Source organism: Mesorhizobium sp. Arg314, assembly GCF_053714275.1.
This window is the reverse complement of the sequence record NZ_JBSKBP010000014.1, coordinates 17,841-31,330: the sequence shown is the minus strand read 5'-3', so window position 1 is coordinate 31,330 and position 13,490 is coordinate 17,841. Positions and strand designations below refer to the sequence as shown.

The window sequence follows — 13,490 nt, the reverse complement described above, 5'->3', positions numbered from 1 at the left end:
AGAATGGGGACGCCGGGGAGGGCGATGAGTTCGGTTCTGTATAAAAACGTGGTCAAGAATTTCGGCGCGCTCAACGTGCTGCGATCGCTCGACCTCGCCGTGCCGGACCACAAATTCCTTGCCCTCCTCGGCCCGTCGGGCTGCGGCAAGACGACGGCGCTGCGCATCCTGGCCGGGCTCGACATGCCGACCGCCGGCAAGGTCTTCATCGGCGAGCGCGACGTCACCCGGCTGCAGCCGCGCGACCGCGACATCGCCATGGTCTTCCAGAGCTATGCGCTCTATCCGCAGATGACGGTCGCCGAGAATATCGGCTATCCGCTGTGGATCCGCGGCGCGCCGGCGGCCGAGCGAAAAGCCAAGATCGGCGAGGTCGCCGCCATCCTCGAAATCGGCCATCTGCTCGACCGCAGGCCGCGCCAGCTCTCCGGCGGCCAGCGCCAGCGTGTGGCGCTGGCCCGCGCCATCGTGCGCGACCCGGCGGCCTTCCTGATGGACGAGCCGCTGTCCAATCTCGACGCGCGGCTTCGGCTCACCATGCGCGGCGAGATCAAGCGGCTTTGCCAGCGCCTCAGCGCCACAACCATCTACGTCACCCACGACCAGGTCGAAGCGCTCACCATGGCCGACTTGGTCGCCGTCATGCATGGCGGCGAACTGCAGCAGATGGCGCCGCCCATCGATATCTACGACCGTCCGGCAAACCGCTTCGTCGCAACCTTCGTCGGCAATCCGCCGATGAACATCCTGCCGGCCGGGCTTGCCGACAATGGCGTGGCGGTGGCCGGCAAGGTCGTCCCGCTGGATATCGCGCGGCTCGCCGCCTGCCGCGCCGCCGGGATCGTCGAAATCGGCTTGCGGCCGGAGGACTGCAGCCTCGCCTTGACCGGCACGCCGGGTGCCCTGCCCGGCGAAATCTACGTCGTCGAGCCGATGGGCAACGAGACGCTGGTCAATGTCCGCCTCGAAGGCGGCAACGTCTCGGTCAGGGCCGGCCGCGATTTCAAGGGTGCGGTCGGCGAAAGCATCGGCGTCGCCTTCGACCCGGCGAACGCCTGTTTCTTCAATTCGGCCGGCCTCACAGCCGTCCATAGGATCAACAACAACGGGAGAGAGAAATGACGCATTCCAGCAGACTTACTCGCCGCTCCATCATCAAGGGCGGGCTGGGCCTGGCTTTAGCCACCACGGCCCTCACCACGCTCGGCTTGCCGATGCCCGCCAGGGCAGCCGGCAAGAAGGTCATCATCGGCGCCTTCGCCGATGGCGGGCTGACGCCGTTCAAGCAGAAGATCATCCCGCTCGCCAAGGAGCAGGGCTTCGACATCGAGTTCCTCGAGGATGAATATGGCGTGACGCTGGAGAAATGGTTCGCCGACGCCCAGAGCGGCGCCGGCCAGTACGACCTCTATCTGCTCGACGATCCATGGGTGCCGCAGTTCGGCGCCGCCAACGTGCTCGAGGATCTCGGCGCCGGCGGCATCGACGGCTCCGGCAAGGATTGGATCGGCTCGATGATCGACATGGGCTACTGGCCGCCGCAGAAAGGGCCGCGCGTCAAGGGCTTCGAGAACGCCAAGCCGACGCTGATCTGCGTGCCCTTCGTCGGCGACCTGCAGACGCTCACCTATCGCAACGACGTCTTCACCGGCGGCGCGCCCAAGACCTGGGACGAGGTGATCGCCAAGGGCAAGGAAGGCGTCGCCGCCGGCAAGATCAAGTATCCGGTCGTCTTCCGCGGCGTTACGGGCAACCCGATCGTCACCAGCTGGTATCCGATCTTCCTGTCGTTCGGCGGTTCGTTCTTCGACGACAAATGGAATCCGATCTTCAATTCGGCCGAAGGCAAGGCATCGGCCGATTTCTTCGTCGGCACGATGAAGCAGAACGCGCCGAGCGGCGTGGTCGAGTTCGACTCCGACCAGGAGGGTGCGGCGATCCTCGGCGGCGATGCCGGCGCCATCATCCAGTATTCCGGCAATGCCTTGAAGGCCGACGATCCCGCCCAGACCAAGGTGGCGGGCAAGCTCGATTTCGGCGTCGTGCCGAAGCAGCAGTCGGCGATCGCCCAGATGGGCATCTTCATCGCCGGCGTTCCGAAATCGGCTCCCAACAAGGCGAACTCGATCGAGTTCCTGAAGTGGTATGTCAGCGCCGAAACCCAGGCCAAGCTGTCGGAAGCCGGCTCTATTCCCGTCAAGCGCAGCGCCTTCGGCATCGCCAAGCCCGGCAACCGGCTGATCCCGGTCGCCCTGCAGCAGCTCGACGCCGGCGCGCTGCCGAGGCCGCGCACGCCGGACTGGGCCAAAGTCGAGGAGTTGCTCGGCATCGAGCTCAACAAGGCGCTGCAGGCCGGATCCGGCGGCGGCGCCGCGCTCGACACGGCCGCCAAGCAGGTCAAGGACTATCTGACCACGGCAGGTTACTACTGATGCGCAGCGCAGCGCAGGCTCGCAGATTTCGCCTGCAGGGGGCGGGGCTCGACCTCGCCCTCCCATACCTCATGCTGGCGCCGGGCCTGACGATCGTGCTCGGCGTGCTCGTCTATCCGCTTTGGGATGGCCTCAGGGCCAGCGCGAAAGCCTATCGCTATGGGTCGCCGGTCGCCGATGTCGGATTCCAGAACTATGTGCACCTATGGAGCGACGCGCAGTTCCTGAACTCACTCTGGGTCACGGTGAAGTTCGTCGCGCTGTCGGTGTCCTTCGAGGCGGTGCTCGGCTTCGCGCTGGCGCTGTTTTGCCTGCATGAATTTCGCGGCATCCGCCTGCTCAGAACCGTGCTCATTATTCCGATGGTGGTCACGCCGGTCGTCGTCGCCATCGTCTTCCGCCTGATCTACGCCAGCGACGCCGGCATGCTGACTGCGCTGTCGGCGGCCATCGGCGGTGGCGAGGCGCAGATCCTCGGCAACCCGCTCAACGCCTTCATCGGCCTGGTCGTGCTCGACGTCTGGGAATGGACGCCGCTGATGTTCCTGATCCTGCTCGCCGGGCTGCAGTCGCTGCCGCATGAGCCGTTCGAGGCGGCGCGCGTCGACGGCGCCGGCGCCTGGCGGGTCTTTGCCGACCTCACCTTCCCGATGATGCGGCCGGTGCTGGCGGTGGCGATCGTGCTCAGGACCATCGATGCCTTCGGCACCTTCGACCAGGTCTTCGTGCTGACGCGCGGCGGGCCGGGCGAGGCGACGAGGCTGATCTCGATCTACGGCTACGACACCGCGTTCAAGTTCCAGCAGACCGGATACGCGGCGGCGCTGTTCGTGACGGTCGGCCTCGTCGTGCTCGCGCTCGCCTTCAGCGCGATCCGGCTCCTGCGCAGGATCGACGCGTCATGAGCATTCGTCTGGCACGCATCCTGACTACCATCTTCGTGCTGGCCGTCGTGCTGCTGCCGATCTACTGGCTGGTCTCCACCTCGCTCAAGTCCAACCGCGAGATCACGCAGGAAGGCACGCTCTACCCGCACGTGCCGACGTTCGACAACTACGTCCGGCTGTTCACCGAAAAGCAGTTCGGTTCCTACCTGACGAACTCGCTGGTGGTGACCTTCTTCTCGGTCGCGATCGCGCTCATCGTCGGCGCGATGGGTGCCTATGCGATCGCAAGGTTCCGCCTGCCTTTCGCCGCCGAGCGCAAGGTCGGCCTGTTCCTTTTGACGCTGCGCATCATCCCGCCGGTCGTCATCCTGATCCCCGTCTATCTGCTGATGCTCAGCCTCGGCCTGCTCGACAGCTGGCTCGGCCTGATCGCCACCTACACCGCCTTCAACGTCACCTTCTGCGTCTGGATGATGGAGAGCTTCTTCCGCGAGATCCCCGTCGATCTCGAGGAGGCCGCGATGGTCGACGGCGATTCGCGCTTCGGCGCCTTCCGCCGCATCACGCTGCCGCTGGCCGCGCCCGGGCTCGCGGCGACCGCCATTTTCGCGGTGCTGGTCACCTTCAACGAATTCCTCTTCGCGCTGGCGCTGACTGCCACGCCACGCGCCATGACCATGCCGCGCGGCACCGCGACGCTGATCGGCCGCATCGATACGGACTGGGCCTCGATGGCGGCGGCCGGCGTCATCGGCGCGCTGCCGATCGTCTTCTTCGCGCTCCTGGTGCAGCGCCATCTGGTGCGCGGGCTGACCATGGGCGCGGTGAAATGAACGCGCCGGGGCAGCACTGAACCGGCCGCTCCGCGATGGCGCGGCCCGATAGGAAAGTCGAACGCATGATGGATGCTTGTCTGTTCGGGGTGGGGCTGATCGGCCGTGTGCATGCGGGCAATCTCGCGCGTCACCCAAAGGTGCGGCTGCGCTACATCGTCGACCCCAATCGCGAAGCGGCGGAGAAGGTCGCCGCCGTTACCGGCGCCGAGATCGCCGGCACGGAAGCCGTGATGAACGATCCGTCGGTGAAAATGGTGTTCATCGCCTCGGCGACGCGCACCCACGCCGAACTTGCCATGGCCGCGGCGGCGAAAGACAAGGCGATCTTCTGCGAGAAGCCTATCGATCTCGACCTCAAGCGCACGGACGAGTGCCTGGCCGCGGTCGAGAACGCCGGCGTGCCGTTCCAGATCGGCTTCAACCGCCGCTTCGATCCGAGCTTCCGGGCGCTGAAGGAGCGCCTTGACGGCGGCGAGATCGGCGCCGTCGAGCAGGTCATCATCACCAGCCGCGATCCCGAACCCGAAACCGAGGAAGCGCTGGCTGGAGGCGGGGGCGTCTTTCGCGAGATGACCATCCACGACTTCGACATGGCGCGCAACCTGCTCGACGAGGAGCCGGTCGAACTCTTCGCAACCGGCTCCTCGCTTGTGGCGCCGCAATACAGGAAGCTCGGCGACTACGACACCGCGATGTTCATCCTGCGAACGGCGTCCGGCCGGCAATGCCACATCAACAACAGCGTCAGGGCTGCCTATGGCTACGACCAGCGCATCGAGGTGCATGGCGCCGACGGCATGCTGCAGGCCGGCAACCGGCTGCCGACCTCGGTGGAAATGTACGGTGGCAAGGGCATATCGCGTGACAAGCCTTACTACTTCTTCGTCGAGCGCTACGCGGAGTCCTACGCCGCCGAGATCGATCACTTCATCACATGCGTCGAGACGGGCAGGAAGCCGGCCGTCACGGCCAGCGACGGCCGCAAGGCCATGATCCTTTGCGAGGCGGCCCTCGCCTCCGCCCGGTCCGGCAGGTTCGAGCCCGTAAAGCTCTGAGCGGATGGTCCAAAGTCAAGCGGGAGTCCCGAAATGAAGATTGGCATGATCACCGACAGCCTGGGCAACCTGTCCTTCGACGAGATGCTGCGCGCCTCTGCCGAACTCGGGCTGGAGACGCTGGAGTTCGCCTGCGGCAACTGGTCCTCGGCGCCGCATATCGATCTCGCGGCCATGCTGGACAGTGCGGCGACCCGCGCCGAATTCGTCGCCAAGGTCCGCGACCACGGGTTGACAATCGCGGCGCTCAATTGCTCGGGCAACCCGCTGCATCCGGGACCGCAGGGCAAGAAGCACCGCCAGGTGACCGAGGACACGATCCGGCTGGCGAGCCTCATAGGCATCGACCGCGTGGTCATGATGTCCGGATTGCCCGGCGGGCCCGGTGACGCCAACCCCAACTGGATCATCACCGACTGGCCACCCGAATGCGCCGACATCCAGCGCTACCAGTGGGACGATTGCATCATCCCCTACTGGCGCGATCTCGTTAAGTTCGCGAACGATCTCGGCATCGGGAAGCTTTGCCTGGAATTGCACGGCCATCAGGCGGTCTACAACGTCCAGACGCTGTTCCGGCTGCGCGATGCCGTCGGCGAGACGGTCGGCGCGAACTACGATCCGAGCCATCCGATGTGGATGGGCGCCGATCCCATCGCCGCCGTGCGCAAGCTTGGCTCCGCGATCTACTATGTCCACGCCAAGGACACGCGCGTCGAGCCGGTGCCGGCCGGCATCGATGGCGTGCTCGATGCGCGTCCACCAAATCACTATGCCGAAAGGGCCTGGAACTACATCACGCTGGGCTATGGCCATGGTGAAACCTGGTGGCGGCAGTTCTGCACCGCGCTGAAGCAGGCGGGCTACGACGACGTGCTCTCGATCGAGCACGAGGACATGATGCTTTCGCCGATGGAAGGCATGCGCAAATCCGTGGCGTTGCTACGCAACGTCGCCATCAATCTGGCCTGAAGCGGGCCAATCCGAGCGTCCGCAGACGGCTCGCACGCGGCTCGTACCGCACACAATCCGCAGGTTGAAGGCGAATGCCGAGCTGCCCGCACCCACGCCGATATTCGCGAGGCAGCCGCCACCGGCGCCGGCCGTTGCGCCGGTTTGGGCGTTCGCCCGAATTATCTCACATCCACCCAGCGCTGCTCCTGGAACGAGCGCGCCATCGCATGCACGGTGCGCTCGATCTCCAGCCCCTCGTCGAAGTCGATGATGCGGGCCGGCTTGCCGGCGATGCGCATCAAGAGCTCGCGGCATTCGATCATCTTGAGGTCGTTGAAGCCGAGGCCATGGCCGGGCGCCGGCAGGAACGAATCATAGGGCTTGTGGTGCGGCGCCACCAGGACGGTGCGGTAGCCCTGCTCGGTCGGCCGGTCGGCGGTGAGGTAGAGCTGGAATTCGTTCATCCGCTCCTGGTCGTAGAGGATCGAGCCCTTCGAGCCAAAGATCTGGATGGCGATGCGGCCCTTGCGGCCCCAGGCCGAGCGGTTGACCAGCAGCGTGCCGGCAACGCCGTTTTCGAGATGCATCAAGACGCTGGCGATATCGTAGGTCTCGACCGCGCGGCGGCCGCCGGAAGCGACCTTGCGGTCGGCATAGGGTTTCACCATGTCGCACATGACACGCGAAACTCGGCCGAACAGCGCCTTGATCAGCGACAGCGGATGGACGGCGAAATCGTCGAGCGCGCCATAACCGGAAGCCGCCTCATGCTTCCAGAAGAACAGCGCTTCCGGATCGGCCATGAAATCCTCGTCCATCTCGATGCGCACGAGGTTGACGTCGCCGATGATCTTCTCCTCGAGCAGCGCGCCGATATGGCGGATGGCGGGGTTCTGGATGTAGTTGTAGCCGAGCACGGCGACCTTGCCGGATTGCTTGGCAGCCTTTGCCATCGCCTCGGCCTCGGCAAAGCTCGGCGCCATCGGCTTCTCGCACCACAGATGCTTGCCGGCTTCCAGAATGGCGATCGCCATTTCGGGATGGAACTGGTTGGGCGTGGTCAGCGAGACGATTTCGACTTCCGGATCGTTGACCACGGCGCGCCAGTCGCCGGAGCCTTTCGCGAAGCCGAACTCGCCGGCCTTGCGCCGGGCAAGCTCGTCATTCACCTCGCCCAGATGCACCAGCCTCGGCTTCTCGACATCGGGAAAGACGGTGCCCACCGCATTCCAGGCGATGGCGTGGCACTTGCCCATGAAGCCCGTGCCGATGAGGCCCACTGCGACCATGTCGATTGTCTCCGCGCCAGAGCAATTCCAGGAAAAGTGTCGAGCGGTTTTCCGTCCGGAATTGCGTCAACAAACAGATGGAGCGGTTCCGTGAAAGCGGAATCGCTGGAAGAATTGATATGGATGAATTAGTCCATTTCGATGAAGAATGGAACATACAAATCATTTTTTATGGTGTTCTTGCGCGAACTCGTTATGATGAGGCAGGAGAGGGACAAACTTCATGGGCGTGGGCGGAGCGACGATGGACGAACGGGTGCCTCGCGATTTCGAAACACTGCGCGCGACGATCCTGGACAGGCGCGCGAGCCTGCCCAAGCGCATCGCGCAGATCGCCGCCTATGCGCTCGACAACCCCGACGACATCGCTTTCGGCACGGCGGCAAGCATTGCCGCTTCGGCCGGCGTTCAGCCCTCGACGCTGATCCGTTTTGCCCAGCAGCTCGGCTTCGACGGCTTCACCAGCCTGCAGCTTGTTTTCCGCGAGCGTCTGCGCGAGCGCAACTCCTCCTATGACGAGCGGCTGGCGGCATTGCGCGCCAAGGCCGAGGAAGGCGGCGGGCATCGGGCGATCTTCGACGGCTTCGTCGCCGCCGCCAGCACTTCGCTGGGCGACATTTCGCGTTCGCTCAACGATGCGCATTTCGAGGAGGCGGTGGCGCTTTTGGCGAGAGCCGAGACCATCTATGTGCTGGCAAAGCGTCGATCCTATCCGGTCGCGTCCTACATCGCCTACGCGCTCGGCAAGCTCAAGATTCGCAACCAGCTGGTGGAATCGGCCGCCGGGCTGAATGCCGAGATGATCGGCTTCGCCACGCCGCGTGACGCCGTCATCGCCATCAGCTTCTCTCCTTACGCGCCTGCGACCATCGAGGAGACGCGCTCGATCGCCGAACAGGGCGTGCCGATCGTGGCGATCACCGACTCGTCCTTCTCGCCGCTGGCACAATTCGCCAAGGTCTGGTTCGAGGTGGCCGAGGCCGATTTCGGCGGCTTCCGTTCGATCTCGGCGACAATGGCGCTTGCCATGGCGCTGACCGTCGCCGTCGGCGAGAAGCGCCGCGAAGTCGGACGCCGGCGCAAGGGCTGAGCCTCGCCGACGAGCGCTTTTCATCATGGGAACGCTCATTCCATATTGACTACAGATTGGAATTAATATTTCATATTGACGGCACCACGCCGCCGCTTGCGCGTGCTGTCCAAAACGACGCTGCTCTGCACAACAAGGCCGATGGGAGGTTCGAATGGGCGAAGCCGTGGAAGGGAAATACCCGCCGCTCGACGTCATCACCATCGGCCGCGCCTCGGTCGATCTCTATGGCCAGCAGATCGGCTCGCGGCTGGAGGACATCGCCTCCTTCGCCAAGTCGGTCGGCGGCTGCCCGGCCAATATTTCCGTCGGCACGGCGCGGCTCGGGCTGCGCTCGGCGCTGCTTACCCGCGTCGGCGACGAGCAGATGGGCCGTTTCATCCGCGAGCAGCTGCGGCGCGAGGGCGTGTCGGTCGACGGCTTGAAGACCGACAAGGAACGGCTGACGGCGCTGGTGCTGCTTTCGGTCGAGGACGAAGGCGTCTCGCCGATGATCTTTTACCGCTCCGACTGCGCCGATATGGCGCTCGCCGAAGAAGACATCGACGAGGCTTTCATCGCCTCGGCGCGTTCCGTGGTCGTCACCGGCACACATTTCTCGCGACCCAATTCGGATGCCGCGCAGCGCAAGGCGATCCGCCTCATGAAGGCCAAGGGCGGCAAGGTGGTGTTCGATATCGACTATCGCCCGAACCTCTGGGGTCTGGCCGGCCATGCCGAGGGCTTCGAGCGCTATGTCAAATCCGACCGTGTCTCCTCTCAGTTGAAGACGGTTCTGCCCGACTGCGATCTCATCGTCGGCACCGAGGAGGAGATCATGATCGCGTCGGGCGCCGACGATTGCCTGAGCGCGCTGAAGACGATCCGCGCGCTGTCGTCGGCCACCATCGTTCTGAAGCGCGGCGCCAAGGGCTGCATCGTCTATGACGGCCCGATCAGCGACGACCTCGAGGACGGCATCGTCGGCAAGGGTTTTCCGATCGAGATCTTCAATGTGCTGGGCGCCGGCGACGCGTTCATGTCGGGCTTCCTGCGCGGCTGGCTGGGCGGCGAAAGCTTTGCCACCGCCGCCACCTGGGCCAATGCCTGCGGCGCCTTTGCGGTGTCGCGGCTGCTGTGCGCGCCGGAATATCCGACCTTCGAGGAGCTGCAGTTCTTCCTCAAGCACGGCAGCAAGCATCTGGCGCTGCGCAAGGACGAGGCGATCAACCACATCCATTGGGCGACGACGCGGCGGCGCGACATTCCTTCGCTGATGGCGCTGGCCTGCGACCATCGCGTCCAGCTGGAGGACGTCGCGGCCAGGGTCGGCGCCGATACTTCGCGGATCCCCGACTTCAAGGTGCTCACCGTCAAGGCCGCGGCCAAGGTCGCCGCCGGCCGCGACGGCTACGGCATGCTGATCGACGAGAAATATGGCCGCGACGCGATGTTCGAATTCGCCCGCCATCGCCTCGCCTGGCTCGGCCGTCCGGTCGAATTGCCCGGATCGCGGCCGCTGCGCTTCGAATTCTCGCAGGACATCGGCTCGCAGCTCACCGAATGGCCTATCGATCATTGCATCAAATGCCTGTGCTTCTATCACCCGGACGACCCGGAAGCGCTGAAGAGCGAGCAGCAGCAGAAGCTGCGCGCGCTGTTCGAAGCCGCGCGGAAAGTCGGGCGCGAGTTGCTGGTCGAGATCATTGCCGGCAAGCACGGCAAGCTCGACGACACCACCATTCCGCGCGCGCTGGAGGAGCTCTATGCGCTGGGCATCAAGCCGGACTGGTGGAAGCTGGAGCCGCAGGCTTCGGCCAACGCCTGGGCGAAGATCGAACAAGTGATCGTCAGGAACGATCCGTGGTGCCGTGGCGTCGTGCTGCTCGGGCTGGAAGCGCCTCAGGACGAGCTGGTCGCGGCCTTTGCAGCAACGAGCAATGCGCCCATCGTCAAGGGATTTGCCGTTGGTCGCACCATCTTCATCAATGCCGCCGAACAATGGCTGGCCGGCAAGATGTCGGATGACGAGGCGATCGCCGACATGGCCGCGCGCTTCGAGCAGCTCACCGAGGCATGGCTTGCCGCACGCGGCCGCAAAGCAGCATAAGAAGACGGGCAGCATAACAAGACGGCATAGGGAAAGCCGGAGGAAACGACAAATGACCAAGACCGTTCGCCTGACGATGGCGCAGGCTGTTACCCGCTTTCTCGGCCGCCAGATGACCGAGATCGACGGTAAGAAAGTGCCGATCTTCGGCGGCGTCTGGGCAATCTTCGGCCATGGCAATGTCGCCGGTGTCGGCGAGGCGCTCTACCAGCTGCGCGACGAGCTGCCGACCTTCCGCGCCCATAACGAGCAGGCGATGGCGCATGCGGCGATCGCCTATGCCAAGGCCAATTTCCGCCGCCGCTTCATGGCCGCGACGACCTCGATCGGCCCCGGTGCGCTCAACATGGTGACGGCCGCCGCGCTCGCTCACGTAAACCGGTTGCCCGTCCTGTTTTTACCGGGCGATGTTTTTGCCAACCGGCTGCCCGATCCGGTGCTGCAGCAGGCCGAGGATTTCTCCGACGGCACGGCGAGCGTCAACGACTGCTTTCGCCCTGTCTCGCGCTATTTCGACCGTATCACACGGCCGGAGCAGATCATCCCGGCGCTGAACCGCACCATGCAGGTGCTGACCGATCCGGCCGAGTGCGGCCCGGTGACGCTTTCGCTCTGCCAGGACGTGCAGGCCGAGGCCTATGATTATCCCGAAAGCCTGTTTGCCGAGCGCGTCTGGACGCCGCGCCGGCTGCGCCCGGACCGCAATGAACTGGCGGCCGCCGTCGCGGCGTTGAAGGGCGCCAAGAAGCCGCTGGTTATCGCAGGCGGCGGCGTCCTCTATTCGCAGGCCTCGGACGAACTCGCCAAGCTGGTGCAGGGCGCCGGCATTCCGGTCTGCGAAACGCAGGGCGGCAAATCCTCGCTGCCCGATGACCATCCGCTCAACCTGGCGGCGGTCGGCGTTACCGGCACCTCGGCCGCCAACCGCCTGGCCGAAGAGGCCGACGTCGTGCTCGCCGTCGGCACGAGGCTGCAGGATTTCACCACCGGCTCCTGGGCGCTGTTCAAGAATGCAGGCCGCACCATCATCGGCCTGAACACCCAAGGTTTCGATGCCGGCAAGCATTGGGCGTCGCCGCTGGTCGCCGACGCCGCCGAAGGGCTTGCCGAGCTTGCCGCGGCGCTGAAGGGCTGGAAGGCGCCGGCCGCCTGGACCGACAATGCGCTGAAGGGCAAGACGGAGTGGCAGGCCGCCGCCGCCAAGGTGACGGCCTCGACCAATGCGGCCTATCCTTCCGATGCGCAGGTGATCGGCGCCGTGCAGCGCGCCATGGGTTCAGGCGTCACCCTTCTGCACGCCGCGGGCGGCCTGCCCGGCGAGTTGCACAAGCTCTGGCAGGCCGGCGCGCCGGGTTCGTATCACGCCGAATACGGCTTCTCGACCATGGGCTACGAGATTGCCGGCGGGCTCGGCGCCAAGATGGCGAAGCCCGACCAGGAGGTCGTCGTCATGGTCGGCGACGGCTCCTATCTGATGCTCAATTCCGAGATAGCGACGTCGGTCATGCTTGGCCTCAAGCTCACCATCGTGCTGCTCGACAACCGCGGCTATGGCTGCATCAACCGGCTGCAGATGGCGACCGGCGGCGCCAACTTCAACAATCTCTTGAAGGATGCCCGCCACGAGGTGATGCCCGACGTCGACTTCGCCGCCCATGCGGCTAGCCTCGGTGCGATTGCCGAAAAGGTGGCGTCGATCGCCGAACTGGAGACAGCGCTGGGCAAGGCGAAAAAGAACGACAAGACCACGGTGCTGGTCATCGACACCGATCCGCTGGTGTCGACCGATGCCGGCGGCCATTGGTGGGATGTCGCCGTGCCGGAAGTCTCGTCGCGACGCGAAGTGAACGCCGCGCGCAAGAAATATGAGGAAGCCGTGGGCAGCCGCCAGGGTTGAACTGCGTCGGCCTCGCAACGAACCGACATTTGGAGTGACGACTTGAAAGCCAAACTGGGCATGTCCCCCATCGCGTGGTGGAACGACGATCTCGTGGAATTGAGCGATGACGTGTCGCTGGAGGAGTGTCTGCGCCAGTCGCGCTCGGCCGGCTTCACCGGCATGGAGATGGGCCGCCGCTTCCCCAACGATCCGAAGGTGATGCTGCCTATCCTGAAGGCGGCCGACGTCACGCTTTGCGGCGGCTGGTTCTCCGGCACGCTGGTCGATGAGGATTTGGCGAAGAACAAGGACCGCATCCAGCCGATGATCGACCTGTTCAAGGCGGTCAACGCGCCCTGCATCGTCTATGGCGAGGTCGGCCGCTCCATCCAGGGCGATCGCTCCAAGCCTTTGGCCACCAAGCCGAAACTCACCGGTGACGAGATGAAGGCCTATGGCCGCCGCGTCACCGAATTCGGCGAATGGTGCGCGGAACAGGGCATGCCGCTTTCCTACCACCATCACATGGCGGCGGTGGTCGAGACCGAGCCGGAGCTCGACGCTTTCATGCGCCATTCCGGCGAAGGCATTCCGCTGCTGCTCGATGCCGGTCATCTCGCCTTTGCCGGCGGCGACGTGCTGCGCGCCATCGACAACCACCACAAGCGCATCAACCATGTCCATGTGAAGGACGTGCGCATGGGCGTGATCGACGGTCTCGACCGCGCCAAGCAGTCCTTCCTCGATGCCGTGGCGCTCGGCGCCTTCACCGTGCCGGGCGACGGCTCGCTCGATTTCGGCGCCATCGTCCAGCGCCTCGCCGATCACGGCTATGAAGGCTGGTTCGTGGTCGAGGCCGAGCAGGACCCGAAGAAGAACCCGCCGCTGAAAATGGCTGAGGTCGGCCACAAGGAGCTGATGCGGGTGATGACGGCCGCCGGCTACACGGTCGAGACGCAAGGCTTCCCGAATGCCTGAA

At 64.9% G+C, this 13,490-nt stretch carries 11 protein-coding genes; 10 read left to right on the top strand and 1 reads right to left on the bottom strand.

All coding sequences use genetic code 11. The annotated features are described in order from the left end of the window. The first annotated feature begins 24 nt into the window (after positions 1-24). The 6 genes from ACWGS9_RS16885 to ACWGS9_RS16860 all read left to right on the top strand — a co-directional run bounded on the left by ACWGS9_RS16885 (position 25) and on the right by ACWGS9_RS16860 (position 6,182). Entirely contained in the window at positions 25-1,122 is a 1,098-nt protein-coding gene (locus ACWGS9_RS16885; RefSeq protein ID WP_454506317.1) for an ABC transporter ATP-binding protein, read from the top strand. Beyond that, positions 1,119-2,432, top strand: a complete 1,314-nt coding sequence (locus ACWGS9_RS16880) for an extracellular solute-binding protein (RefSeq protein ID WP_454506316.1) — start codon at positions 1,119-1,121, stop codon at positions 2,430-2,432. The genes ACWGS9_RS16885 and ACWGS9_RS16880 overlap by 4 nt, the downstream gene beginning before the upstream one ends. Further along, positions 2,432-3,337, top strand: a complete 906-nt coding sequence (locus ACWGS9_RS16875; RefSeq protein WP_454506315.1) for a carbohydrate ABC transporter permease — start codon at positions 2,432-2,434, stop codon at positions 3,335-3,337. Before ACWGS9_RS16880 ends, ACWGS9_RS16875 begins: the two co-directional genes overlap by 1 nt. After that, complete coding sequence (locus ACWGS9_RS16870) at positions 3,334-4,152, top strand: carbohydrate ABC transporter permease (RefSeq protein WP_454506314.1); 819 nt, start codon at positions 3,334-3,336, stop codon at positions 4,150-4,152. Before ACWGS9_RS16875 ends, ACWGS9_RS16870 begins: the two co-directional genes overlap by 4 nt. 65 nt (positions 4,153-4,217) lie before the next feature. Next, on the top strand, positions 4,218-5,210 hold the full coding sequence (iolG, locus tag ACWGS9_RS16865; RefSeq protein WP_454506313.1) for an inositol 2-dehydrogenase: 993 nt from the start codon (positions 4,218-4,220) through the stop codon (positions 5,208-5,210). 33 nt (positions 5,211-5,243) lie between these two features. After that, a complete protein-coding gene (locus tag ACWGS9_RS16860; protein WP_454506312.1) occupies positions 5,244-6,182 on the top strand; it encodes a sugar phosphate isomerase/epimerase family protein in 939 nt (312 codons plus the stop codon). Positions 6,183-6,343: 161 nt separating this feature from the next. Here the strand turns inward: ACWGS9_RS16860 and ACWGS9_RS16855 are convergent, their stop codons facing one another. Further along, entirely contained in the window at positions 6,344-7,453 is a 1,110-nt protein-coding gene (locus ACWGS9_RS16855) for a Gfo/Idh/MocA family protein (RefSeq protein WP_454506311.1), read from the bottom strand. 244 nt (positions 7,454-7,697) lie between these two features. On the opposite strand from ACWGS9_RS16855, the gene ACWGS9_RS16850 reads away from it, so the two are divergent. The 4 genes from ACWGS9_RS16850 (at position 7,698) to iolE (ending at position 13,489) form a co-directional block, all read left to right on the top strand. Continuing rightward, complete coding sequence (locus tag ACWGS9_RS16850; RefSeq protein WP_454506310.1) at positions 7,698-8,543, top strand: MurR/RpiR family transcriptional regulator; 846 nt, start codon at positions 7,698-7,700, stop codon at positions 8,541-8,543. Between the two features lie 154 nt (positions 8,544-8,697). Continuing rightward, positions 8,698-10,632, top strand: a complete 1,935-nt coding sequence (locus ACWGS9_RS16845) for a bifunctional 5-dehydro-2-deoxygluconokinase/5-dehydro-2-deoxyphosphogluconate aldolase (RefSeq protein ID WP_454506309.1) — start codon at positions 8,698-8,700, stop codon at positions 10,630-10,632. A gap of 52 nt (positions 10,633-10,684) precedes the next feature. Next, positions 10,685-12,529: a 3D-(3,5/4)-trihydroxycyclohexane-1,2-dione acylhydrolase (decyclizing) gene (gene iolD / locus ACWGS9_RS16840; protein ID WP_454506308.1), complete on the top strand. Its 1,845-nt coding sequence runs from the start codon at positions 10,685-10,687 to the stop codon at positions 12,527-12,529. A gap of 42 nt (positions 12,530-12,571) precedes the next feature. Further along, positions 12,572-13,489, top strand: a complete 918-nt coding sequence (gene iolE / locus ACWGS9_RS16835) for a myo-inosose-2 dehydratase (RefSeq protein WP_454506307.1) — start codon at positions 12,572-12,574, stop codon at positions 13,487-13,489. Position 13,490 lies beyond the last annotated feature (1 nt).